Annotated in this window: 19 protein-coding genes and 1 riboswitch; of the genes, 7 read left to right on the forward strand and 12 right to left on the reverse strand. The window is 71.7% G+C overall.

What is annotated here, in order from left to right:
- Positions 1 to 8: 8 nt before the first annotated feature.
- Positions 9 to 782 carry an ABC transporter ATP-binding protein gene (locus ABZS58_RS22275; protein WP_354784306.1) on the reverse strand — a complete coding sequence of 258 codons (774 nt, stop codon included), beginning with the start codon at positions 780 to 782 and terminating at the stop codon, positions 9 to 11.
- Positions 783 to 1,072: 290 nt separating this feature from the next.
- Positions 1,073 to 1,221: riboswitch (cyclic di-AMP (ydaO/yuaA leader) on the forward strand.
- Positions 1,222 to 1,229: 8 nt separating this feature from the next.
- On the opposite strand from ABZS58_RS22275, the gene ABZS58_RS22280 reads away from it, so the two are divergent.
- The 3 genes from ABZS58_RS22280 to ABZS58_RS22290 are packed head-to-tail and all read left to right on the forward strand — an operon-like array spanning position 1,230 to position 3,461.
- Complete coding sequence (locus tag ABZS58_RS22280; RefSeq protein WP_354784308.1) at positions 1,230 to 2,237, forward strand: NlpC/P60 family protein; 1,008 nt, start codon at positions 1,230 to 1,232, stop codon at positions 2,235 to 2,237.
- A 41-nt stretch (positions 2,238 to 2,278) separates the two neighbouring features.
- Positions 2,279 to 3,019: a methyltransferase domain-containing protein gene (locus tag ABZS58_RS22285; RefSeq protein ID WP_354784310.1), complete on the forward strand. Its 741-nt coding sequence runs from the start codon at positions 2,279 to 2,281 to the stop codon at positions 3,017 to 3,019.
- Positions 3,020 to 3,029: 10 nt separating this feature from the next.
- Positions 3,030 to 3,461, forward strand: a complete 432-nt coding sequence (locus ABZS58_RS22290) for a hypothetical protein (RefSeq protein ID WP_354784312.1) — start codon at positions 3,030 to 3,032, stop codon at positions 3,459 to 3,461.
- A gap of 172 nt (positions 3,462 to 3,633) precedes the next feature.
- Here ABZS58_RS22290 and ABZS58_RS22295 read toward each other — a convergent pair whose 3' ends face one another.
- The 3 genes from ABZS58_RS22295 to ABZS58_RS22305 all read right to left on the reverse strand — a co-directional run bounded on the left by ABZS58_RS22295 (position 3,634) and on the right by ABZS58_RS22305 (position 6,940).
- Complete coding sequence (locus ABZS58_RS22295; protein ID WP_354784525.1) at positions 3,634 to 4,557, reverse strand: sigma-70 family RNA polymerase sigma factor; 924 nt, start codon at positions 4,555 to 4,557, stop codon at positions 3,634 to 3,636.
- Positions 4,558 to 4,971: 414 nt separating this feature from the next.
- Positions 4,972 to 5,943: an NAD-dependent epimerase/dehydratase family protein gene (locus ABZS58_RS22300; RefSeq protein ID WP_354784314.1), complete on the reverse strand. Its 972-nt coding sequence runs from the start codon at positions 5,941 to 5,943 to the stop codon at positions 4,972 to 4,974.
- Between the two features lie 85 nt (positions 5,944 to 6,028).
- The gene (locus ABZS58_RS22305) at positions 6,029 to 6,940 is read right to left on the reverse strand and encodes a family 16 glycosylhydrolase (protein WP_354784316.1); all 912 of its coding nucleotides are present in this window, start codon (positions 6,938 to 6,940) and stop codon (positions 6,029 to 6,031) included.
- A 211-nt stretch (positions 6,941 to 7,151) separates the two neighbouring features.
- Between ABZS58_RS22305 and ABZS58_RS22310 the strand changes: the two genes are divergently transcribed.
- The 3 genes from ABZS58_RS22310 (at position 7,152) to ABZS58_RS22320 (ending at position 12,042) form a co-directional block, all read left to right on the forward strand.
- The gene (locus tag ABZS58_RS22310) at positions 7,152 to 8,999 is read left to right on the forward strand and encodes a bifunctional metallophosphatase/5'-nucleotidase (RefSeq protein ID WP_354784318.1); all 1,848 of its coding nucleotides are present in this window, start codon (positions 7,152 to 7,154) and stop codon (positions 8,997 to 8,999) included.
- A gap of 113 nt (positions 9,000 to 9,112) precedes the next feature.
- A complete protein-coding gene (locus ABZS58_RS22315; protein WP_354784319.1) occupies positions 9,113 to 9,907 on the forward strand; it encodes an SAM-dependent methyltransferase in 795 nt (264 codons plus the stop codon).
- A gap of 14 nt (positions 9,908 to 9,921) precedes the next feature.
- Positions 9,922 to 12,042, forward strand: coding sequence for an EAL domain-containing protein (locus ABZS58_RS22320; RefSeq protein WP_354784321.1), 2,121 nt, complete (start codon positions 9,922 to 9,924; stop codon positions 12,040 to 12,042).
- On the opposite strand, the gene ABZS58_RS22325 is transcribed toward ABZS58_RS22320, so the two are convergent.
- The 5 genes from ABZS58_RS22325 to ABZS58_RS22345 all read right to left on the reverse strand — a co-directional run bounded on the left by ABZS58_RS22325 (position 12,039) and on the right by ABZS58_RS22345 (position 18,185).
- A complete protein-coding gene (locus ABZS58_RS22325; RefSeq protein ID WP_354784323.1) occupies positions 12,039 to 12,446 on the reverse strand; it encodes a hypothetical protein in 408 nt (135 codons plus the stop codon). The genes ABZS58_RS22320 and ABZS58_RS22325 overlap by 4 nt on opposite strands.
- Positions 12,447 to 12,547: 101 nt before the next feature.
- Positions 12,548 to 12,973 carry a hypothetical protein gene (locus tag ABZS58_RS22330; protein ID WP_354784325.1) on the reverse strand — a complete coding sequence of 142 codons (426 nt, stop codon included), beginning with the start codon at positions 12,971 to 12,973 and terminating at the stop codon, positions 12,548 to 12,550.
- Positions 12,970 to 13,203 carry a hypothetical protein gene (locus tag ABZS58_RS22335; RefSeq protein ID WP_354784327.1) on the reverse strand — a complete coding sequence of 78 codons (234 nt, stop codon included), beginning with the start codon at positions 13,201 to 13,203 and terminating at the stop codon, positions 12,970 to 12,972. Before ABZS58_RS22335 ends, ABZS58_RS22330 begins: the two co-directional genes overlap by 4 nt.
- A 74-nt stretch (positions 13,204 to 13,277) precedes the next feature.
- The gene (locus ABZS58_RS22340; protein ID WP_354784329.1) at positions 13,278 to 14,582 is read right to left on the reverse strand and encodes an Os1348 family NHLP clan protein; all 1,305 of its coding nucleotides are present in this window, start codon (positions 14,580 to 14,582) and stop codon (positions 13,278 to 13,280) included.
- A 255-nt stretch (positions 14,583 to 14,837) separates the two neighbouring features.
- Positions 14,838 to 18,185 carry a cyclic nucleotide-binding protein gene (locus ABZS58_RS22345; RefSeq protein ID WP_354784331.1) on the reverse strand — a complete coding sequence of 1,116 codons (3,348 nt, stop codon included), beginning with the start codon at positions 18,183 to 18,185 and terminating at the stop codon, positions 14,838 to 14,840.
- A 106-nt stretch (positions 18,186 to 18,291) separates the two neighbouring features.
- On the opposite strand from ABZS58_RS22345, the gene glpK reads away from it, so the two are divergent.
- Positions 18,292 to 19,764: a glycerol kinase GlpK gene (glpK, locus tag ABZS58_RS22350; protein WP_354784333.1), complete on the forward strand. Its 1,473-nt coding sequence runs from the start codon at positions 18,292 to 18,294 to the stop codon at positions 19,762 to 19,764.
- 86 nt (positions 19,765 to 19,850) lie between these two features.
- Here the strand turns inward: glpK and ABZS58_RS22355 are convergent, their stop codons facing one another.
- The 3 genes from ABZS58_RS22355 to ABZS58_RS22365 are packed head-to-tail and all read right to left on the reverse strand — an operon-like array spanning position 19,851 to position 23,833.
- Positions 19,851 to 21,614, reverse strand: a complete 1,764-nt coding sequence (locus tag ABZS58_RS22355) for a trypsin-like peptidase domain-containing protein (RefSeq protein ID WP_354784335.1) — start codon at positions 21,612 to 21,614, stop codon at positions 19,851 to 19,853.
- Positions 21,611 to 23,083, reverse strand: coding sequence for an ATP-binding protein (locus ABZS58_RS22360; protein ID WP_354784337.1), 1,473 nt, complete (start codon positions 23,081 to 23,083; stop codon positions 21,611 to 21,613). Before ABZS58_RS22360 ends, ABZS58_RS22355 begins: the two co-directional genes overlap by 4 nt.
- A 9-nt stretch (positions 23,084 to 23,092) precedes the next feature.
- Complete coding sequence (locus ABZS58_RS22365; protein ID WP_354784339.1) at positions 23,093 to 23,833, reverse strand: response regulator transcription factor; 741 nt, start codon at positions 23,831 to 23,833, stop codon at positions 23,093 to 23,095.
- Positions 23,834 to 23,905: the final 72 nt, after the last annotated feature.

Raw genomic sequence — 23,905 nt, forward strand, 5'->3', positions numbered from 1 at the left:
TTTTGTTGCTACGACAGCCAGCGTTTACGGCGCTTGTAGTGCTTCACGTCGCGGAAGGACCGTTCGGCCCGTCCCAGGTAGAACTCGCGGATGTCGTCGTCGGCGAGCAGTTCGGCGGCGGGCTTGTCGAGCACGACCTTGCCGGTCTCCAGCACGTATCCGTGCTCGGCGATGGACAGCGCCATGGTCGCGTTCTGCTCGACCAGCAGCACGCCGGTGCCGGCCCGGTTGATCTGCACGATCAGGTCGCGGACCTGCTCCACCAGGCGCGGCGCGAGGCCGAGGCTGGGTTCGTCGAGCAGCAGGTACGTCGGGTCCGACATGAGCGCCCGCCCCATCGCCAGCATCTGCTGCTCGCCGCCGGAGAGGTATCCGGCGATGCTGCCGCGGCGCTGCGCGAGGACGGGGAAGAGGTCGTACATGCGGTCCATGGCCTCGGCCCGGCCCTTCGGGCGGGTGTGGGCGCCGAGCCGCAGGTTCTCCTCGACGGTGAGCTCGGCGAAGGTCCTGCGCCCTTCCATCACCTGCGAGACGCCGCGGCGGACCACGGCGGCCGGCCGCAGCCTGTGGACGGGCTTCTCGTCGAGCGTGATGGCGCCCTTGGTGATGGCGCCGTCGTGGACGCCGAGCAGGCCTGACAGGGCCCGCAGCAGCGTGGTCTTGCCCGCACCGTTCGCGCCGAGCAGCGCGACGATGCGTCCTGGTGGGACCTGCAGGCTGACGCCCCGCAGGACCAGCATCACGTCGTCGTAGACGACCTCGAGGTTCTGGACACGCAACATCCGGTGACGCTCCTCCGGGGGTGTTCGGAGTGGGCGAACTATGTGCATCGACGGTGAATAAAGTTACGTGTATTTAACCGGGTTCCAGAGCAGAATCAAGCCCCAATTGTGTGTCCGTCAACACCGTCTTCAGTGGTGCATCACCGTCCGATGTGGAGCGACAACTCGTGGTGATACGGACTTTCAGTACAATAGATATTGAACGACTCGCACGGGTTTCGCTTCGCTGGTGATCACGTTAAGTTAGGTCCCGGCCTGCCCGGCAGTCCGTCGCCCAGCCCGGGCGGCGCCGGCAAGCGCCGCCGAATCGAGCGCCGTCACGGCGCTGTGCGAGCCGGGGACCCAGGTTCCTTGGGGTGAATCCGCGAAGCCGCGGTAGGGCGCACTCTCTTCCCGCCCGAACCCGTCAGCTAACCCGGTAGGCGGTCGGTGAAGAAGGGTCATCCCTTGTCCGTCGGACACCGCGCCAGACGATCCCTGCTGCGCACCCTGATCATCGGGGCCGTGTCGCTGGTCATCGTGGCGCCCGCGAGTGTCGCCAAGGCCGACCCCACGCTCGCCGAGATCGAAGCCCAGCTCGACAAGGTGGGCGACGAGTTCGAGGCGACGGTCGAGGCCTACAACAAGGTCAACGAAGAGCTCGCCAACGCCCAGGCGGCCAACGCCGAGCTGCAGAAGAAGCTGCAGCCGTTCGAGGCCAGCGCGGCCGCCGCCACCGCCAACGTCGACGTGCTCGCGGTCGCCGCGTTCAAGACCTCGGGCAACTTCGCCACGCTGTCGGTCATCCTCGGGTCGCAGTCCTCCGACTCGCTGATCGACCAGCTCTCCACCCTGCAGCAGATCAACAAGCACCAGCAGTCGGAGATCGGCGCTCTGAAGGTCGCCAAGGCACAACTGGCCGACGAGCAGAAGAAGATCGACGACACGATCGCCGCGGAGAACGCGAAGAAGGCCGACCTCGAGGTCCAGAAGAAGAAGATCGAGGGCGACGTCAAGAAGCTCGAGGACCTCAAGCGCCGGGCCTCCGCGGCCGGCAGCACCAAGACCGCTGCGGCGACCAAGCCGGCCGGTCCGCCGCCCGCGGTGTCGGGCGTCGCCGGCAAGGCCGTCACCTTCGCGTGGAACCAGATCGGCAAGCCCTACAAGTGGGGCGCCGCCGGTCCGGGCAGCTACGACTGCTCCGGTCTCACGTTGGCGTCGTGGAAGGCCGCCGGCACGGGCATCCCCCGGATCGCCCAGGACCAGTACAAGGGCACCGCCCGTGTCTCGCAGGCCGACGCCGCTCCGGGTGACCTGGTCTTCTTCGGCTCCTCCACCGACAAAATCACCCACGTTGGGCTCTACATCGGCGGCGGGGAGATGATCCACGCGCCGACGACCGGCAAGACCGTGCAGAAGTCCTCGATCAACCGCAGCAACCTGCGGGGCTTCGGCCGCGTCAAGGTCGTCGCCTAGTCCCGTCCTTCCCAAGAGGCCATGCCCGGCAAGATTGGGGCATGGCCTCTTGGGATCCCGATCAGTACAGCCGCTTCGCCGAGGAGCGGGCGCGGCCCTTCCACGAGTTGGTCGCGCGCATCACGACCACCGCGCCGGTCGCGGTCGTCGACCTCGGCTGCGGGCCCGGCACGCTGACCGCGACCCTGGCAACGCGGTATCCGGACGCGGCGGTGCTCGGCATCGACTCCTCCCCCGAGATGCTCGCCGAGGCCGCCCCGCTCGCCACGCCGCAGCTGTCGTTCCAGCTCGGCGACATCGCCGGATGGCGGCCCCAGCGCGGCTCGGTGGACGTCATCGTCGCCAACGCCTCACTCCAGTGGGTCGACGACCACGCCGCGCTCATGCCCGTCCTCGCCGCGGCGCTGGACGACGGGGGCACCCTGGCCTTCCAGGTCCCGACCGGCGGCCCGGTCCTGGACTTCCTGGATCCGGGCGTCGCCGGCCCGCGCGGCGCGTCGCCGGTCCAGGAGCCGGCCTGGTACGTGCGGACCCTGTCGGCGCTGGGCCTCACCGTGGACGCGTGGGAGACGACCTACCTCCACGTGCTGCCGGGCGAGGACCCGGTGCTGGAGTGGTTCAGCGGCACGGGGCTGCGCCCGTATTTCGCCGCGCTGTCCGGTGCGGAGCTCGACGACTTCCGCGCCCGGGTCGCGGCGCACCTGCGCGAGCGGTACCCTCGCGAACCGTTCGGGACGATCCTGCCGTTTCCGCGTCTGTTCGTGGTGGCGCGGCGAACCTAAGATCTCGCCCGTGGAGCAATCGCGCAGCCGCCGCAGTTCGGCGAAGATCGTGCTGACCGTCATCGCCGTCCTGGCCGTCCTGTGCTGCTGCGGCGGTGGCGCGGGCGCGTTCTTCTTCTTCAACGGCGCCACGAAGGCCGCCGGCGAGGCGACCTCGGCGTTCCTGACCGACCTGCAGGCCGGGAACCTGACGGCGGCCTACGACCGGCTGTGCGACGCGACGAGGTCCCGCTACGAGCAGCCGTCCTTCGCCGAGGTGGTCAACCGGCGCAAGCCGGTCTCGCACGACGTGCACTGGGGCGGCGGGTACGACAACAGCAACGGCCGCGAGACCGCCTCGATCACGGCGGACATCTCCTACGCCGGCGGCGGGCGGGACGCGCACACCTTCCAGCTGACGAAGGACGCCGGCACCTGGGAGATCTGCGGCGACCCGTACTGACGCAGCGTCACCGACCTGGGAGCGCCCGGGGCGTCCGGCCGCGCTCACCGCGCTCGGCACCTTGCGTGACGATCAGTGACCTAAACGAGACCTAAGCGTCCCACGATGTGGAAGCAGCCCCCGACCGGTCCGGTCAGGGGCTGCGCGGTTTCGGTAGCGGCGTCGTTGTCGGCTAGGCGGCCTGGAGGCCTTCGGCACGGGCCAGCTCGCGGAGCCGGCCGAGGGCCTGGATCTCCAGCTGACGGATGCGCTCGCGGGACAGCGAGAACCGGCCCGCGACCTCGGTCAGCGAGTGCTCGCGACCGTCCTCCAGACCGTAGCGGGCGCGCATGATGCCCGCGGACCGGTCGTCGAGGTGGTTGAGCAGGCCCTCGATGCGCTGGCGCTCCAGGGCGGCGAGGACCACGTCCTCCGGCGACGGCGCGTCGGAGTCGGAGACCAGGTCGCCGAGGCTGGTGTCGCCGTCGTCGCCGACAGGGGTGTCGAGCGAGACGGTGTCCTGGGACCAGCGCTTGAGCTCGTGGACACGCTCGACGGGGACGCCGAGTGCGGCCGCGAGCTGCTCGGGCTCGGGATCGTTGCCGAGCTCACGGGTGAGCTGACGCGCGACGTTGCGCATCCGGTTGACGTCCTCGACGAGGTGGACGGGCAGCCTGACCGTGCGCTCCTGCTGCGCGATCGCCCGGCTGATCGCCTGGCGGATCCACCACGTCGCATATGTCGAGAACTTGTAGCCACGCACGTAGTCGAACTTCTCCACGGCGCGGACCAGGCCGGTGTTGCCCTCCTGGATCAGGTCGAGCATCGGCATGCCCGACCGCACATAACGCCGCGCGATCGACACCACGAGGCGCAGGTTGGCCCGGATGAACCGGTCCTTGGCCCGCTCGCCCTCGTCGACGAGGCGCTGCAGCTCGGCGGCGCTCACGCCGTCGGGCAGCTCGTCCTCGTCCAGCAGGTGCTCCGCATACAGACCAGCCTCGACCGCCTTGGAAAGCTCGACCTCAGAAGCGGCGTCGAGCAGCGGCGTGCGGGAGATCTCATGCAGGTAGACACCAACCAGGTCACGCTCTTCGGCACCTGAATCGGGTCGCATCTCCACTTTCACGTTCTCCACCTTCGGGCCCTCCCCGTCCATCCTTCGCCTTCCCCGTTTCACCCTGCTAAAACGGGTGCCCCCCGGGTATGCCCCCTACACAACAGTCACGTGGCCTGCCGAATTCCACCCTCGCGGGCGATTCGGTGACGACCCGTGAGAGTTGCACCACTTACCTAGACGACGCGGGAGCTACTCCGGTTCGCTTCGGTTGCAACAAGTGATACGTGGTATTCCTGCCCGTCAGACGCCTAAACTCGCTGTGAGTTCCCTGGGAACGACGCTCGATGGGACCGGGGTCACCGCTGTTCATCGGCAAGAGTCGGCGGCATGACAGGCAAATGCGTATGAATCCGCAGGAATCGACGCGGGCCGCCGCCTGTCGAAATGCTGACGAGCGCGTCACACTCCCGCCTACTGAGCGTGCCATTCCCGCAACAGCTCGACTTCCTCCTCTTCCGTGATACCAGTAATGTGGCGAGTGTCACCGAATGCGGCGAGTGTGTCCGCCGCCGTTTCGGGAAGCGCCCGGGTCCGCAGCCCCGCGGCGAGCGACCGGGTGATGTTCCGGGTGAGAAACCCCCCGTATTCCGGCAACGGCAGCCACAACGGCAGGGACCGGGGCCCGGACCAGGGCTCGACCGCGTGGGCGGTGAGGAAGTCCTGCGTCACCCAGGTCAGCGACCCGGTCCCGCCGAAGCCCGCGTGGAACTCCCGGCGGGTCATCGGGGCGCCGATGCCGTCATACGTGCCGGTGAGGCCCTCCTCCGCGGCGCGCACGATCCAGTCGGCCAGGTCGCGGACGTCCACGAACTGCAGGCGCTCGTCCGGGTCGCCGGGGGCGAGGATCTCGCCGCCGCGGGCGTGCCGGGCCACCCAGTAGTCGAAGCGGCCGGTGGGGTCCTCCGGGCCGACGATCAGCCCGGCCCGGTTGACGAACGTGTCGGCGAAACCCTCGCGGACGAGCTGCTCGCAGGTGACCTTGCACCGGCCGTAGGACTCGGCGCTCGCGGACGGGTCCTCGTCGCCCGGGTCCGCCGGCGGAAGCGTCGGCGCGGTGTCGACGGTCTGGTCCGGGGTCGCGGCGTCGGCGTAGGCGGAGCAGCTGGACACGAAGGTGCAGTGCCCGACCCGGCCGGCGAGCGCGGTGACCATGTGCCGGACGTGACTGGGCCGGCGGGCGACGTCCACGACCGCGTCGAAGGTGCCCTCGACGGCGCGCAGGCCGTCGGGGTCGTCGCGGTCGACGGTGACGAACATGGCGCCGTCGACGGGGTCGCCGGACGTGCCGCGGGCCGCGCAGGTGACGTCATGGCCGGCGGCGAGGGCCTGCCGGGCGACCGCCCGGCCGAGGAACACGGTGCCACCGAGGACGAGGATTCTCATCGGACGATCCTTCGCCGCGGTGCCGGGAACCCGCCGCCCTGTTCGCTGTGAGCGTGCCGTGTTCGCTCAGAGCGTGCCGCTTCGGTCAGGCTCGATGCGACGGCGGTGGGCGGTGCGGTTTCGTCTTGTGCACCACCAGGACGAACAGGGCGGCCGCCGCCATCACCGTCGCCACGACCGCCAGCCACAGCGACCACCGGTGCCCGCCGGGCGATCCGGTCAGCGCGTTGGGCACCGTCGAGGGCGGCACGGCCACCGCCGGCAGCGAGGACGCCGGCGCGAACGCATACACCCGCAGGAAGTCGACCTGGAACTCGGCGGGCAGCGTCGTGGACGTGCCGGGCGGGCCGGACCCGCTCGTGGTCACCGCGAAGCCGAACCAGCGCTGCGCCGCCGACACCCCCGGGTCGGCGTAGCGCTCCTTGCCGTCGACGAAGACCTTGAAGCCCGCCGGCGACCATTCGATGGCATACGAATGCCAGTCGCTGAACGGCCCCGGCAGGCTCCGCACGGAGGTGTCGGCGCCGGAGCCGTTGCGCACCAGGGCCGTCTCGTCGCCCGGCCGGGCGGTGATCTCCAGCTGCGACGCGTTCTGGGCGGCGGTCTGCGGGTCGACGGGGCGCAGCATCGCGATCGAGGAGATGCCCGCGCCGACCGGCACCCGCGCCCTGAACTCGTAGCGCCCATACTGCTGAGCGGCGCCGAGGCAGCGCAGCTCACCGGTGACGAACGGCTTGCCGCCATACGCGCGCCGATGCAGGGCGAGGTGCAGCTTGCCGCCGGAGACCGTGACCGCCTCCGGCCGGAAATACGTCGCCTCGGCGCCCTCGGACGAGCCGTCGTAGGCGGCGCAGCCCGGCGGCAGCGTGCCCGGGTCGTCGAAGGAGTCGGAGAAGACCGGCGTCCAGTCCGCCGGATCCACGGCGAGGACCGGCGCGGGGACCACCCAGATCGCGGACGCGACGACGACCAGGATGGTCGCGGCTCGCCTCAGCATGGTGTCAGCCCCCTCGCCGGAAAACCTACCGGATACCTTCCGTTCGCACAGCATCGCTGAACGTCGACGATCGTGCGCACCTGGCGGCCCGATCGTTTGGCGACCCTCGCATTCACCCGCATGCAATGAACACGTCTCCTGTGGACGCTCGTGCCGGATCGACGGCTACGGAAGGATGTCCGTCGACGCATGTCTTCCAAAAGGAGAGACCATGACCCAGCCCCGCGCCCGCGTGCGGCGGATCGCCCGGCACCTGATGGTGCCGGCGCTCGCCGTCGCGGTTGTCGCCTTGCTGCCCTTAGCCAAGTCCGGCGCTCCCGAGAAGGCCGACAGCTGGTCGCCGCTCACGCCGGCCAACGTGTCGTTCGCCCAGAAGACCGGGCCGACGACCTCCGCGCAGCTGCTCGGGTTCAACGACTTCCACGGCAACATCGACCCCCCGCTCGGCAGTGGCGGGCTCATCAACGGCACCCCGGCAGGCGGCGCCGAGTATCTCAGCACCTGGCTGACCAAGCTGCGCGACGCGGCGAAGGCCGACGGCGTGCGCAACAGCGAGACGGTCGTCGCCGGTGACAGCATCGGGGCCACCCCGCTGGTCAGCGCCGCGTTCCACGACGAGCCGGCGATCGAGGTCCTCAACACGATGGGCGTCGACATCTCCTCCGTCGGCAACCACGAGTTCGACGAGGGCGTCGACGAGCTCAAGCGCATCCAGTTCGGCGGCTGCCACCCCGTCGACGGCTGCCAGGACGGCGACGGCTTCTCCGGCGCGAAGTTCCCCTACCTCGCGGCGAACGTGACCAACAAGTCCAACAAGCTGCCGATCCTGCTGCCGTTCACGATCAAGTTCTACGACGGCGTCCCGGTCGCCTACGTCGGCATGACCCTCGAGGCCACGCCCGGCATCGTCAACCCGGCCGGCATCAAGACCGTCGACTTCCGCGACGAGGTGCAGACCGCCAACCAGTACGCGACGCTGCTGGGATGGCTCGGCATCAGGTCGATGGTGCTGCTGATCCACGAGGGTGGCCTGCAGAGCAGCCCGCCCGCGCCGCTGGACCCGTCCGGCTGCGCCAACTTCGCCGGCCCGATCACCGACATCGTCAAGGGCCTCAACCCGGCCTACGGCGTCGTCGTGTCCGGCCACACGCACCGCTTCTACACCTGCGAGCTGCCGAACTCCTCCGGCGCCAACTCGCTGGTCACGAGCGCCGGCACGGCGGGCACCCTGGTCACCGACATCCGGGTGACGCTGGACAAGAAGTCGCGCAAGTTCGTCGACGCGGCGGGCACCAACGTCATCGTCGAGAACGGCGTGAAGAACGCCGACGGGACCTGGCAGAAGGACGCGGCGGGCAACTTCGTCCGCAACCCCGCACTGGTCGACCCGAAGATCAAGGTCATCGCCGACAAGTACCGCACGGCGGTCGCGCCGCTGGCGAACAAGGTCCTCGGCAGCATCACCGCCGACATCACCAACACCGCGCTGGCCAACGGCGAGTCGGCACTCGGTGACGTGATCGCCGACGCCCAGCTCAAGTACACCACCTCGGCGGGCGCGCAGATCGCGCTCATGAACCCGGGCGGCATCCGCGCGTCGCTGATCTACGCGAACTCCCCCGGCGGCGAGGCGCCCGGCCAGGTCACCTACGGCGAGGCCTTCACGGTCCAGCCGTTCAACAACCTGGTCGTCACGCAGTCGTTCACCGGCGCGCAGATCAAGAACGTGCTGGAGCAGCAGTTCGTCGGCTTCGGCGGGCAGACCGTCCAGCGGATCCTGCAGCCGTCGGCGAGCCTGACCTACACGTACAGCGCGTCGGCCGCGGCCGGCTCGAAGGTCAGCAACATCGCGGTCAACGGCACGCCGATCGACCCGGCGGCGAGCTACCTGGTGACCACGAACGACTTCCTGGCCAACGGCGGCGACGGGTTCTCCAACCTGGCGCTCGGCACCGGCCGGGTCTACGCGCCGGGCTTCGACGTCGACGCCCTCACCGCCTACCTCACGCCCGGTCCGATCGCCCCGGGCCCGGGCACCCGGATCACGAAGATCGCCTGATCGCACCTGATCAACGGCCGTGTGGGCGGGCGGCGGGTTTTGCTCCCGCCCGCCCACACGTATGCTCGCAGGCGCCTGAACACAATTGCACCGAGGTCGAAAGGTGTTGATCGGTGGAGCGACCGAGCTGGGCACCCGCGGACGTGGACCTCGACCGGCCGAGCGTGGCCCGCGTCTATGACTACTACCTCGGCGGCTCGCACAACTTCGCCGCCGACCGGGCGTTCGCCGAGCAGATCCTCAAGGTCATGCCCGCCGTCGCGGCATTGACCCGCAGCAATCGCGCCTTCCTGCGCCGCGCCGTGAGCGTGCTCGCCGCGCAGGGCGTGCGCCAGTTCATCGACCTCGGCTCGGGCATCCCGACGGTGGGCAACGTGCACGAGCTCGTGCCCGGCGGCAAGGTCGTCTACGTCGACCACGACCCGGTCGCGGTCGCGCACAGCCGCGCCATCCTCGCCGACGTGCCGGGCACCGCCGTCGTCGCCGCCGACCTGCGCGCCCCCGCCGACGTGCTGGCCACCCCGCAGGTGCAGGAGCTGCTCGACTTCAGCGAGCCGATCGCGTTCGTGCTCGCCGCGGTGCTGCACTTCGTGCCCGACGAGGAGCGCCCGGCCGACATCGTCGGCGGCTATGCCGCGGCGGGCGCGCCCGGCAGCTATGTCGTGCTCTCCCACGCCGGTCTCGACCGGCCGCTGACCCCCGCCGAGGACGAGGCCTGGGAGATCTACCGTAAGTCCCCGACGCCGCTGATCCTGCGCAGCCGCGACGAGGTCGCGAGGCTGCTGGGTGACCTCACCGTGCTGGAGCCGGGCGTCGTCGCCACCCACGAGTGGCGGCCGGTCCCCGACGACGAGACCCCACCCGACGGCAACGCGATCGGCTCCGCCGCCGTCGCCCGCAAGGACTAGTGCGCCCACTGATCATGACCGCCCTCAGCCCCACACCGACGTCGTGGGACCGCCCGCGTGACCGAGCCGCCGAGCGGCTCGCCCGCAGCTGGTCGCTGGCCATCGCCGGCACCAGTTACGTGTCGATGAGCGGCCTGGAGGTGCAGGACTTCCTCACCGCCCTGTCGTCGCGGCTCATCCACGCGCTGACGGCCGAGACGTGCGACCTCGACGACGTGCGCGAGGTCGGCTCCACGCTCGTCGCCGCGCACTTCACCGAGCCGACCACGCTGGAGCGCACGGTCGCGGTGATCAGCGAGCAGTTCGCGAAGGCGCCGACCCGGCGGGTCGCGGAGATCCAGGGCGCGCTCGCCGCCGGCTACGCGCAGGCGCTGCGCGACCGGGTCCTCGACGAGCAGGAGGAGATCCGCACCGCGGCGCTGTGGGCCCGGGCCCGCGCCGAGGAGAGCCGCCGGGTCAGCGAGGCCCGCTTCCAGGCGATCTTCGCCGGCGCCGCGATCGGGATGAGCGTCAGCACCGTCGACGGCGTCGTCATCGAGGTCAACCAGGCGCTGTGCGACATGCTCGGCTACACCGCCGAAGAGCTGCGGGCGATGACGTTCGAGGACTTCGTGCACCCGCAGGACCCGGCGGTCGCCGCCGGGATGTTCGAGGAGGTCCTGTCCGGCGGCCGCGACCAGTTCCGCATCGAGAAGCCCTACATCCACCGGGACGGCCACCAGGTGTGGACCGACCTCGTCGCCTCGATCATCCGCGACGAGGACGGCCAGCCGAAGTGGCTGGTCGCGATGTTCGAGGACATCACCGAGCGCTACCTGCTCCAGCTGCGCCTGCGCCACCAGGCCCTGCACGACCCGCTGACGCAGCTGCCCAACCGGACGATGTTCTTCGACCGGCTCGCCGAGCTGCTGGCCGGCGCTGACGACGCGCCCGAGGCCGACGAGCGGGTCGGCGTGTGCTACCTCGACGTCGACGGCTTCAAGGTCATCAACGACACCCTCGGCCACGACGTCGGCGACCAGCTGCTGCAGACCGTCGCCCGGCGGCTGGCCCGCTCGATCTCCGGCGACGGCCAGCTGGTCGCCCGCATGGGCGGCGACGAGTTCGTGGTCCTCATCGAGCGGGTGTCCGGCACCGACGACGTCGTCACCGTCGCCGAGCGGGCGCTGGACACGGTCCGGGCGCCGGTCCACGTCGGCGGGCACGAGATCAGCATCTCGGCCAGCATCGGCGTGGTCGAGCAGCCGCTGCGCGGTACGAGCACCGGCGAGCTGATGAAGGCCGCCGACACGACCCTCTACTGGGCGAAGGCCGACGGGCGCAACCGGCTCGCGCTCTTCGACGCCGAGCGGCACGCCCGCGAGGTGACCCGTTACGAGCTGTCGGCCAGCATGCCCGCCGCCCTGGAGCGGCGCGAGTTCTTCGTCGAGTACCAGCCGCTGGTCCGGCTCGGCGACGCCGTCACGATCGGCGTCGAGGCGCTCGTACGGTGGCGGCATCCGCGATTCGGGGTGCTCGGACCCGACGCGTTCATCGGCATGGCCGAGGAGACGGGCCTGATCGTGCCGCTCGGCCGGTGGGTGCTGCACGAGGCGTGCAAGCAGGCCGCGCGCTGGCACCGCGAGCACGGCGACAAGGCGCCGCTGATGAGCGTCAACCTGGCGGTCCGGCAGATGCGCGACCGCACCATCGTCCGGGACGTGCAGGCGATCCTGGAGCAGACCGGGCTGGCCCCTGGCCGCCTGCAGCTCGAGCTGACCGAGAGCGCGGTCATGGGCAGCGGCGGCGAGCCGACGGAGGCGCTCAACGCGCTCGCCGCGCTCGGGCCGCGGATCGCGATCGACGACTTCGGCACCGGCTACAGCAACTTCGCCTACCTGCGGCACCTGCCCGTGCACAGCCTGAAGCTGGCCGGCTCGTTCGTCGCCGGGCTGCGGCCGCCGGAGGGCGCCGATCCGGTCGACCAGAAGATCATCGCGGCGGTGATCGGGCTCGCCCACGCGCTGAACCTGAGCGTCACAGCCGAGGGCGTCGAGACGGCCGAGCAGGCCGAACGCCTGCTGGCCCTCGGCTGTGACACCGCGCAAGGGTGGTACTACGCGAGCGCCGGACCGGCGTCCGCGATCAAGCTCTAACCCAGCGCGTAGGGGTTGACGTCCTCGTTCATGTCGACCATCAGCTGCGACCACAGGTCCGCCTCGTGCCGGTCCGCGCCGACGAGGTCGTAGGACCCGTCGGTGAAGCCCGGATCGAACTGGAACTCGGGCAGGTCGGTCTCGTCGACGTACTGCGGGTCGTCGCTCACGTCGCCGAAGCTCGGCTGCTCGTCGTGGTAGTCGCCGAGCGCGTCGGTGCCGTGGGTGCCGTGGGTGCCGTGGGTGCCGTCGGCGTCCCCGCCGTCGTGGCCCTCTGCGCCCTGCGTGCCGAACGCGTCGTGGTGCTCGGCGAACTGGTGGTCCGAGGAGAGCAGGTCAGCGCCACCGTCTGTGTCGACGTGGAGGCCGTCCTCCATCTCCCAGTCGATGTCATAGTCGCTCATGGCCCGCTCCCGGCTCGTCTGGTTACCTCAGAAACGGTAGGCCGGTCCGCCGTTCGGCTGATCCCCGAAACGTGCCATGACGCCTCTTCGGCCGTGCGGCGCTACGGCTGCAGCCACCACGGGCTGGTGTACGCGAGGCCGAAGTCGTTGCACGGGTGACCGTTGGGGCCGGGGCTCGGGTTGGGCCGCGTGGGGTCGGACACGCGCAGGACGACCCAGTTGCCCATCGCCACGTCCAGCGGCACAGTGAAGCGCACGACCTGGTTGGCGACGGTGTCGATCACGTCGGCGACGGTCGGGGCGAGGACGCCCGGGCGCAGCACCTGGATGCGGACCGGTTTGCCGCTCCAGTCCGGGCCGCGGTCGAGGTCCAGCGCGAAGCGCACGTCGCCCCTGGCGATCGGCAGCACGCCACCCATCCGCACGTCGTCGGCGGTGGCGTCAACGCGCAGGCCGGAGACCCGGGTGGCGAAGAACCGGCGGGCCCGCATCGCCTCCAGGACGCCGGCGCGGGTGTTCTGCGTCACCCACAGCCCGGTGCGGTGATCGCGGAGGCACGGGCGGCCCCGGTCAGCACGGCCGGCCCGGCGCCCACGGTCGCCGCGGTGCCGGTCTCGGCGCGGGTGGTCCGGCTCTGCGCGTGCGCGACGCCGGGCGTGGCGAGGACGAGCAGACCACCGGCGCCCGCGGCAAGCAGGCCCCGGCGGTCGATGCCCGCATGGCTGTGGTGGTGATGGGGGTGGTCGTGTTCGCTCATGGCCCACAGCGAACGCCACCCGGCGCAACGCGTCGATACATGTTGATGTCTGCCAGGCGAAATCCGTTCACATTTCAGCGGGTGCGGCGGTCCAGCCAGCCGTCGCCGTTGACGTCCTCGTACCGCTGATCCATCACACCGTCGTGGTTGGTGTCGATCTCGGAGGAGTTGATCAGGCCGTCGCGGTCGGTGTCGTGCCCGACGAACTCGGGCCGCCCGTCGCCGTCGGTGTCCACCACGATGTCGACGCCGCCATCGGCGCGGTTGACGTAGGTGTGCTGGTCCCAGCGGCCGTCGCCGTCCCAGTCGACCCGGGTGTGGTAGCCGTCGGTGGGCGCCTGGCCGGCGCCGTCGGGGATGCCGTCGCGCAGGGCCCCGCCGATGCCGGCCCGGTGGCCGCCCTCGTGACCCGTGTCCGCCGAATGCTGCTCCGAGATGCCGTCCAGGCCAGCCGCGATGCCGTGCCGGCCCTGGCCGGCGCCGTCGGCCGGCGCTTCGCCGAGGTTCGCGGAACTGGAGGTGTACACGGTGCTGGAGCGGTAGACGGTGCCCTCGCTGCTGGAGTGCACCTCGGTGAGGCCGCCGCCGGCGCCGTGCCCGCCGTAAGGGGTCGCCTCGGCGAGACCCGCGCCGCCCTGCGGATCCTGCGGATCCGGTGCTTCGGCGAGGCCGGCGCTGTCCTGGCCGCCGCCGTAGCCCGCCGACGCGTAGGTGCGGGGGGTGTCGGTCGCCTCGGACAGACCGCCGTGGTCCGCCGACGCGTAGGTGCGGGGGGCCTCGGACGCCTCGGCGAGGCCGCCGTGGCCCTGCGTGGTGTCGGGCGCTTCGCTCAGCCCCTCGTAGCCGCCGCCCTGGGCGTCACCCGCCTGGGCGGTGACGCCACCGGCCGAGGCGTACGCGCCGCCGGGACCAGCGTGCGCCTCGGCACCCCCGGCCGACGCGTGGGCGCCGTGGTCGACGGCGTCCTGCAGGTGCGCGGCCAGGCCGCCCGGGCCGCCCGGGCCGGGCTCGACGGCGGCGTGCCGCCCGCCGGACTGCTCCAGCGCGCCGAGACCACGGGCCGCGCTCTGCCCCGCGCCCGACCCCTGCGCGCTGTCGGCCAGGCCGTGACCCCCGCCGTGACCACCGCCGTGACCGTGGACGACGTCGCCGATGCCCGAGCCGATCGAGGAGAACAGGCCGAACATGCTGGCCTTGCTCGTGCGCTGCTCGACCCGGGACTGGCCCGCGTCAGCGCCGCCGACCTGTGCCTGGAGCAGCTCCAGTTCGTCGGCGGTCAGCCGGTACCCCGCGAGCGCGCCGGCCGGGTCGGCGGCCAGGCGGTCCTGGAAGCCGGGGTCGGTCAACAGCCGCTCGAGTACGTCGTCGAAGTCGCTCATCGGAACAGTCCCCCAGGTGTTTTACGGTCAGTCGAGCTCTGGCATCGGTACCGGCTGCGGACGCGGACGACAGGTGCCGCACTGCACGGCGTCCTCGACGACGAGACCCTCGGCGCGTCCGCGACTCTGCGAACGGTGCACCTCCAGCAGGTACGGGCCGAACTTCGCGTGGTCCTCGCACAGCCCACGCGCGCAGAACCGGCACGACCCCCGCGCCGCCTTGGCGCAGAACCAACAAAGCACGTTCGAGCTCCCTCAGCCGACGATGCAGATCGAGTAGTAGTGGACGGAGATGGTGGCGGTCCTGCTGTTGCCGGCCGGGTCGACCACCCGCGCGGAGACCACGATGTCGGCGTCGGCGGTGCCGGTCACCCCACCGAAGGTAGCCGTGAAGGTCTTGCCGTCGCCGGAGTACTTCGCCGAACCGCTGCCGACCCTGGCGCTGATCGTCACCTTCAGCGTCGAGGTGGGGTCGACCGCGTCGACGGCGTACACCGTGAGGGGCACGGTGGACGGGCCACCGTAGCGGCAGCCGGGCGGGTAGACGTAGGTCTGCTGGGTCGCGAACGTCAGCCGCACCGTCGGCACGGTGGTGTCGCGCGGCGGCGGTGGCGAGGTGGTCGGCGGCGGCGCGGTCGTCGTGGTGCCACGTGTCGGGGTCGGGGTCTTCGTCTTCGTCGGGGTGGTGCCGGGCGTCGGGGACGTCGAGGCGCTCTCCGACACCGACTCCGACGGGGACGGTGACGGGGACTCCGACGGGGTGTCCGACGGGGTCGGCGCCACGGTCGGGGTCCCGCCGGGCTTCGGCAGGGCGACGCCGTCGCCGCAGGTCAGCTCGGCGGACGTGTCGACGGTGACGGCCGAGCCGCCCTGGGTGACGACGCCCGAGCCGACGACCGGCGAGGAGCCGCCCGCGGTCAGGGCGAACCTGGCCCGACCGTCGTTGCCGACCGGGTCGCCGGCGCCGGTGACGGTGAGCTTCAGCGGGTCGAAGGCCGTCGTGGTGCTCGTCGTGTCGACGAGGACGCGACCGGAGCGCAGCGTGAACGCGCCGGTCGGCTGGATCGGGCGGCGGTCGACGGAGCTGATCAGCTCACCGACGTCGAGCCGCGACCCGGCGCACAGGACCGTGACGCTGCCGCCGCGGAAGGTCATCGTGGCCGTCGACCGGTCGGCGACGGTCACCGTGTCGCCGCGTTCGACGTACGCCTTGGCATCGCGACGCAGGACGCGGTCCTCGCCGTTGATGGTGACCGTCGTCTGCCCCCGCGTGACGGTGACGAGGGCCCGGTCGGTCGGCATCTCGGCCCACACGGGCGCGGAGAAGAGGTTGCTGCCGGTCAGGAAGAGCGCGAACAGCAGCAGCAGGATCAGCAGCCACCACAGCTTCTTCTCGAAGCGCTTGTCGACCGAGTCGTCGGACGTGCCGTAGACGCCGGGCGGGGCGGCGAGCGGCGGGTACACCGACGGCGGGTGGGCGCCCGACGACGGCGCGCGGCCGCCGGCGGCGGATCCGCCGGGCGTGGGGCCGCCGATGAGCAGCGGCAGGCCCGCGACGGCGGGCAGCACCCAGACCCGGGCGGCGGAGCGGGCGGTGGCGACCTCGCCGGGGGTGGTGTCGCCGTACGGGCCGATCATCGCGCCCCTGCCGAGCTGCCCGCCGTCGGGCAGGGCGAGGGTGCCGGAGGCGACCACGATCGCGTCGCTGCCGCTGCTCAGCAGCACCGGCTGGCCGGGCATCAGCTGCGCGGGCTGGGCGCGGGTCATGAGCCCGAGCCGGTCCTCCGGCCCGAGCCCGGCGAGGGCCGGCGCCTCGGCGAGGAGCCCCTCCAGCTCGGCCCACTCGACCGGCGGCGGGCCGGGCAGCGGGCCGACGGCGGCGGCGACCGTCGACGGCGGGATCGCGAGCAGGGTCGTGCCGGCGGTCAGCCAGCCGAGCGCCGCGGGCGCGCCGGTGATCGCGTTGGCGAGGCCGACGACGCCGCCCTTGCCGACCCGCTCCCGGACGGTGCCGGTCGGGTCGCCGGGGCGGCGCGCCTCCAGGGCGCCGTCGACGACGACGTACACCGACTGCTGCGCGGCACCGGCGAAGACGAGCTGCTCGCCGGTCCGCGGATGCACCCACCGGGCCTGCTCGGCGAGCTTGGCGAGGGCGGCCGGCGGCAGGTCGGCGAGCTTCGAGCCGCGCAGGGCGGCGAGCCGGCGGGGCTCGTCACGGGACAGCTTGCGCTCGCCGAGCCGGTCCCGGACCCGGCGGGCCCGGCGGCGCAGCCAGGAGAACAGCAGGTACACCAGCGGCGCCAGGAGGCCCGCGACGATGACGGCGAGCAGGGCGCGGGCCGCCCAGCCGGCGTTCCACAGGCCGGTGACGACGCCGGCGACCCGGTCGGTGTAGATGCGGTACATGAGGTTGACGGCGATCGCGAGCCAGACGACGGCGAGCATGCCGTACAGGGCCACGAGGCGCCCCTCGCGGTCGAGCTCGCCGAAGCGGGGCGGGCGCCGGCGCAGGCGGGCGATGACCCAGGCCAGGCCGCGGGCCCGCAGGTTGGGCACCTCCAGCCAGTCCATGAGCAGGTAGTAGCCGTCGAGCGCCATGAACGGGTTCAGGTTGAACAGCGCGTTGAGGTACCACGCGAACGCCAGCTTGAACGTCCACGGCTGGAGCTCCGGATACAGCAGGCCGACGATCTGGCAGGCGCCGGCGAGGACCAGGCCGGTCGCCGGTCCCGCGATCGTGGTGACGATCCTGGCGCGCCGGCCGGCCATCCACACGTCGGTGGTGTCGACGAAGACGGACGGGATGCCGAAGTACACCAGGAAACCCGCGACAGGAACCTTCCGGCCCGCGTGTTTCGCCCCGAGCGCGTGCCCGAGCTCGTGACAGGCGAGCGCCACGACGTTGAGCCCGAGCAGGACGAGCGCGCCGGTGAAGTACGAGTCCTGGGTGAGGAACACCGACTGGTCGGCGCGGAACCAGTTGAAGACGAAGACGCCGAGCCCGGCCAGCGCGATCAGGCCCGCGAGCACGGCGACGATCCGGGTGAAGAACAGCCGGCCGCCGGCCTTGTAGAGGAACGTGACGACCGGGTCGACGCGGGCGATGACGACCCGGCGGCCCTGGGCGGTCGCGACGATCGCCTTGCCGAGCCGGATCGGCCACGGGCGGCGGTGGACGCGCTGCAGCCGGTGGAACGCGTCGACGGGCAGCTCGTCGAGCATGCGGTTGCCGGCGAGGTCGGCGACGATCCTGGTGACCTGGTCGGGGGCGAGCCGGCCGGAGATGCGGGCGAAGTCGGCGACGAGCCGGGCGACGGTCCGCGTGCCGTCCATGAGCTGCGCCAGGCTCCACTCGTCCGGCGTGAGCCGCAGGTAGCAGGCCTCGCCGCGGTCGGGCGAGCGCACCATCACGTAGTCGGCACCACGGGCGGACGTCAGCGTGACCGCTTCGACCGATTTGCGGAGCGCCGGCCGGGCCCGTGCAGGGTTGAGCCGGTCCGTGACCGCCTGCCACAGACCGTGGTCTGCGGGGGCCAGCGGGACCCCTGGGGCGCGCCCGGCGAGGGCCTCCCAGACACTGATGCGCGTCTCGATGACGGCCACGATCGCTCCTGATAGGGCCACTGTTCCGGCAGGCAGCGTAAGGCCCAGCCGCAACCACGGGAAGGTTCCGTCCCGAACGTGACAACTCTTCGGCGAAGATGGCAGCGTGTACATCCTCGCCATCGACCAGGGCACGACCTCCACCCGCGCGATCGTGTTCGACGCCGACGGCGCCATCGTGGCGCTCGACCAGCGCGAACACCGCCAGAACTACCCCCGCCCAGGCTGGGTCGAGCACGACCCCGTCGAGATCTGGCACCAGGTCCAGGCCGTGTCGACCCGCGCCCTGGACCAGGCGGGCCTCTCCCGCGCCGACGTCGCCGCGATCGGCATCACCAACCAGCGCGAGACCACGATCCTGTGGGACGCCGCCACCGGCGAGCCGGTCCACCCGGCCATCGTCTGGCAGGACACCCGCACCGACGCCCTCATCCGCTCGCTCGCCGGCGACGCGGGCCCCGACCGTTTCCGCGAGCGCTGCGGGCTGCCCCTCGCGACGTACTTCGCCGCGCCGAAGGTGGTCTGGCTGCTCGACAACGTGCCCGGGCTGCGCGCCCGCGCCGAGGCCGGGGAGATCCACTTCGGCACCGTCGACACCTGGCTCATCGAGAAACTCACCGGCCGGCACGTCACCGACGTCACCAACGCCAGCCGGACGATGCTGATGAACCTCACCACGCTGGACTGGGACGACGAGTTGCTGTCCGCGTTCGGCATCCCCCGGGTCATGCTGCCGCAGATCGGCCCCTCCTCGCACGTCTACGGCGAGGCGAAGACGATGCTGCACGGCGTCCCGGTGGCCAGCGCCCTCGGCGACCAGCAGGCGGCGCTGTTCGGCCAGGCCTGCTTCTCGCCCGGCGAGGCGAAGTGCACCTACGGCACCGGCTCGTTCCTGCTGCTCAACACCGGCGACCAGCCCGTGCCGAGCACGCGGGGGCTGCTGACGACCGTCGGGTACCGCATCGGCGACGCCCCCGCCGTGTACGCCCTCGAAGGCTCCATCGCGATCACCGGCTCGCTCGTGCAGTGGCTCCGCGACAACCTGGGCCTGATCGGCTCGGCACCCGAGATCAACGACCTGGCCGCCACCGTCACCGACAACGGCGGCTGCTACATCGTGCCCGCGTTCTCCGGCCTGTTCGCCCCGCACTGGCGCCCCGACGCGCGCGGCGTCATCACCGGGCTCACCGGGTACGTCACCAAGGGCCACATCGCGCGGGCCGCGCTGGAGGCCACCGCCTGGCAGGTCAAGGACGTCGTCGACGCGATGATGGCCGAGTCCGCCGTGCCGCTGGAGACGCTGAAGGTCGACGGCGGGATGACCGCGAGCGACCTGCTGATGGCGTTCCAGGCCGATGTACTGGATGTGCCCGTGGTCCGCCCGACGGTGTCGGAGACGACGGCGTTGGGAGCGGCGTACGCGGCCGGTCTGGCCGTCGGCTTCTGGCCCGACACCGAGACGCTGCGCTCGAAGTGGCAGGCCGACCGGCAGTGGTCACCCGCCATGTCCGCCGACGCCCGCGACCGCGGGCACGCCTCGTGGTTGAAGGCGGTCGAGCGGTCGTTCGGCTGGGCCTAGTCCTCCGTATCGCAGAGATCCGGTGGGCGCCCCGCCAGGCGCACCACCGGATCTCTGTTTTCCGGAGGGAAACCGGTCTGTGACGGTCAGCTCAGCAGCCGCTGGGCGACGGTCTTGGCGGTGTTGCTGCTGATGGCGAAGCCGACGCCGATGTTGCCGGCGGTGTTGCCCGAGGTCGCGATCGCGGTGTTGATCCCGACCAGCTGACCCGCGGTGTTGACCAGGGCGCCGCCGGAGTTGCCGGGGTTGATCGCGGCGTCGGTCTGGATCGCGCCGGTGATCTTCGCGGCCGCGGACTGGCCGTCCTGACCCTCGTCGATCGTACGGTTGACGGCGCTCACGATGCCCGCGGTGACGGACCCGTCGAGGCCGAGCGGGCTGCCCACGGCGAGGACCGTGTCACCGACCTTCACGGACGAGCTGTCACCGAATGCGAGCGGCGTGTACGTGCCACCACCCACGATCTTGACCACGGCGAGGTCGCTGCTCGGCTCGGTGCCGACGATCTTCGCCTGCGCGGTCTGGCCGTTGGAGAACGTCACCTGCACCGTCGTGCCACGAGCGGTCGCCACCACGTGGTTGTTGGTGAGGATCGCCCCGTCGTCGGTGATGACGACGCCCGAGCCGACCGCGTTGCCGGTGCTGATCGACACGACGCTGGGCAGCACCTGCGCCGCGACGTCGGGAAGGGTCGTGGTCGCTTGCGTGCCGGAGCCCGAGGAGTTGGTCGCGCTCACCACCGTGTCGGAGGTCCCGGGCCGCAGCTCCAGGGCCGCGAGCCCGCCACCGAACGCCGACACCGCCGACAGCCCGACCGCCGCGACGATCCCCGCCACGGCCAGCCCGACCCTGCTCCGCCTGCGCACCGCCGGCGCCACGAACACCGACCCCGGCTGCGGCTGCTGCGCCCACTGCGGGGGCCGCTGCATGTGCGGCACGTGCGGCGGCAACTGCGCCGTCGGCAGGTGCGGCTGCTCCTGCCCCGCACTCATCCCGGCGCCGCTCATTGCGGCCGCCCAGCCCCGCGGGGGCTGTGCTGCGCCGGGCTGCTGCACCGTGGGCCAGGTCTGGATCGGGCCGTCCACGAAGGGCCGGTGACCCTGTGCGGGAGCGTCGGGGTTGCCGACGTGCGGAGCCTGCCCTACGGCGTGGAGGCCGCCGGGCTGCTGTGACGTGGGCCAGGTCTGGATGGGTCCTCCGACGGCGGGCCCGCTGCCCTGCCCGGCGACCCGGAAGTCCCGCGGCGGCTGCGCGTGCTGCGCGTGCTGCGCATGCTGCGCATGCTGTGTCGGCTGCGCGTGCTGTGTCGGCTGCGCGTGCTGTGTCGGCTGCGCGTGCTGCGCCGGCTGCGCGTGCTGCGCCGGCCGGAAGTCGTGAGCGGCGGGCGGCGCGGTCGGCCAGGTGCGGGTCGTGTCCTGGACGTTGCCGGCGGCGATGGCGGGGGCGGCCGGGCTGATCGGGTCGGCCGGGTTCATCGGCCAGGCGTGCACACCGTCGGCGCGCACAGGGTGGTCGTGCGCCACGGCGGCAGGCGAGCCAGCCGGCATGCCCGGCAGATCCCCCTGCGTGCCCCGCGGGCCGTCCTCCCCGGAGCCGAGCGGCGCGGCGCTCAACGGCATGGACCCGGCAGCGGCGTCGGCGGCCGGCGAGCCCGGCAGGGCGGCCGGCGCGTCGACCGGCGCGGAGCCGAGCGGGGCGGTAGGCGCGGCGGACGAGGCCCACACGTCGGTGGGGGCGGTGGCCGGCGGGGTGCTCGCCGGCGGGGTGCTGGTTGGCTGGGCGGCCGGGCTCGACGCCCGACCCTGCTCGTCGGCTGGGTCCGGCGCCCATCCCTGCTGCTGTTCGCTCATGACTTGAGCTTGGCTACGGCAGCTTGCAAACCACTGACCGCGGCCTGGGAACCGCCTGTGAGAGGCAGGCGGACCTGGAAGGTGGCGCCGCCGCCGGGGGTGACGAAGACGGAGACGGTGCCGGAGTGCACGGCGACGAGGGCGGCGACGATCGCCAGGCCCAGGCCGCTGCCGCTGTGCGAGCCGCTGGCCTTGCTGCGGGTGCGGGCCTTGTCGACGCGGTAGAAGCGCTCGAAAACGCGGGCGGCCTGCTCGTCGGTGAGGCCCGGGCCGTGGTCGGCGACCTCGATGAGGGCGTCGGTGCCGTCGCGGCGCAGGCGCAGCGAGACGGGGGTGCCGGCCGGGGTGTGGGTGAGCGCGTTGGTCATGAGGTTGCCGACGACCTGGCGCAGGCGGGACTCGTCGCCGTGGACCTCGATGGGCTCGTCGCGCTCGATCTCCAGGTGGACGTCGCGGTCGGGGGCGACGGCGCGGGCGGCGGCGACCGCGTCGCTGGCGATGACGCGCAGGTCCATGTCGGCCAGGGCCAGGGGGCGCTCCTGGTCGAGGCGGGCGAGCATGAGGAGGTCCTCGACGAGCAGGCCCATGCGCGCCGCCTCGTCCTCGATGCGCCGCAGCAGCGCCCCGGTCTCCTCCGGCTGGCGGGCGGCGCCCTGGCGGTACAGCTCGGCGAACCCCCGGATCGTGGTCAGCGGGGTCCGCAGCTCGTGGGAGGCGTCGGCGATGAACTGCCGCATGCGGTCCTCGGACGCCTCACGCAGCCTGAAGGCGCCCTCGATCTGGGCGAGCATGGCATTCAGCGCGGCGGCGAGGTGGCCCATCTCCGTCTCCGGCGGGCTCTCCGGCACGCGCCGGGTGAGGTCGCCCGCGGCGATGGCGGCGGCGGTGCGCTCGATCTCGCGCAGCGGCTGGAGGCTGGCCCGGACGATGGCGACGCCGACGGCGGCGAGGACGACGAGGACGCCGGCGCCGACGAACAGCTCCGCGGCGACGAGCTCGTCGACTGCGCTGTCGACCATCGACAGGCTTTCGGCGACGAGCAGCAGTGTCTCCCCGCGATCGATGATCAGGATCCGCCAGCGCTCGTGGGTCTTCGCGGTCGTCGCCGTGTAGGGCACGCCCAGCCGCGACTCGAGCATCTCGACGGTGTCCGGGATCGGTGGCGCGTCGGCCTGCTCACGGGTGCCGACGACGCCGGTCACGAGTTTGCCGGAGCCCAGCTGGGTGACCCAGGCGATGTAGTAGTTGCTCTGCAGGATCGAGTCGGTGCTGCTGGTGGTGGTGGCGAGCCGGCTGAGGTCGACGGTCTCGGCCATGGTGCGCAGCTGCTGGTCGACCTTGTCGAACATGCTGCTCTTCATGACCAGGGCGCTGGCGACGCCGATGACCAGCAGCGCCATGGTGACGAGCGTGAGGACGGCCGCGATCAGCTTGACCCGCAGCGGCACGTCGGCGATGAACCGCACCATCGGCGGGCCTCAGACGGGCAGGCGCAGGACGTAGCCCACGCCGCGCAGGGTGTGGATCAGGCGCGGCTCGGCGATGTCCACCTTGCGCCGCAGATAGGAGATGTACGACTCCACGATGCTGTCGTCGCCGCGGAAGTCGTAGTTCCACACGAAGTCGAGGATCTGCGCCTTGGACAGCACGCGCCCCGCGTTGAGCATGAGATACCGCAGCAGCTTGAACTCGGTCGGCGACAGGGCGATCGTCTGCCCGGCGCGGGACACCTCGTGGGTCTCCTCGTCGAGCTCCAGGTCCTGGAAGACCAGCCGGTTCGGCCCCGGGTCGCCGGCGGTGCGGCGCAGCACGGCGCGGATGCGCGCGGTGAGCTCCTCCAGGCTGAACGGCTTGGTGACATAGTCGTCGCCGCCGAGGGTGAGCCCGCGGACCTTGTCCTCGGTGCCGTCGCGGGCCGTGAGGAACACGACCGGCAGCCGGACGCCGCCCTCGCGGAGCCGCCGGATGACCTCGAAGCCGTCGAGGTCGGGCAGCATCACGTCGAGGACGACCAGGTCGGGCTTGGCTTCGCGGGCAGCGGTGACCGCCTCGGCACCGGTGGTCACCGCTTCAACCGCAAAGCCGGCGAAACGCAGGCTGGCCGAAAGGAGCTCGCGGATATTTGGATCGTCCTCCACCACGAGCAGTTTCGCCTCAGCCTGCGCCACGCCTGGCGACGGAGCACCCCCGGATTGTGCGACGCCGCCTCGTACCCCCATGCGCATATCTTTCCGCCTCCTGCTGGAGTGGGGCTGATGGTTGCCTGGGAAGTTCCTGAGCAACCCGTCCCG

The sequence above is a fragment of the Dactylosporangium sp. NPDC005555 genome (assembly GCF_040605635.1).
Classification (GTDB): Bacteria; Actinomycetota; Actinomycetes; order Mycobacteriales; family Micromonosporaceae; genus Dactylosporangium.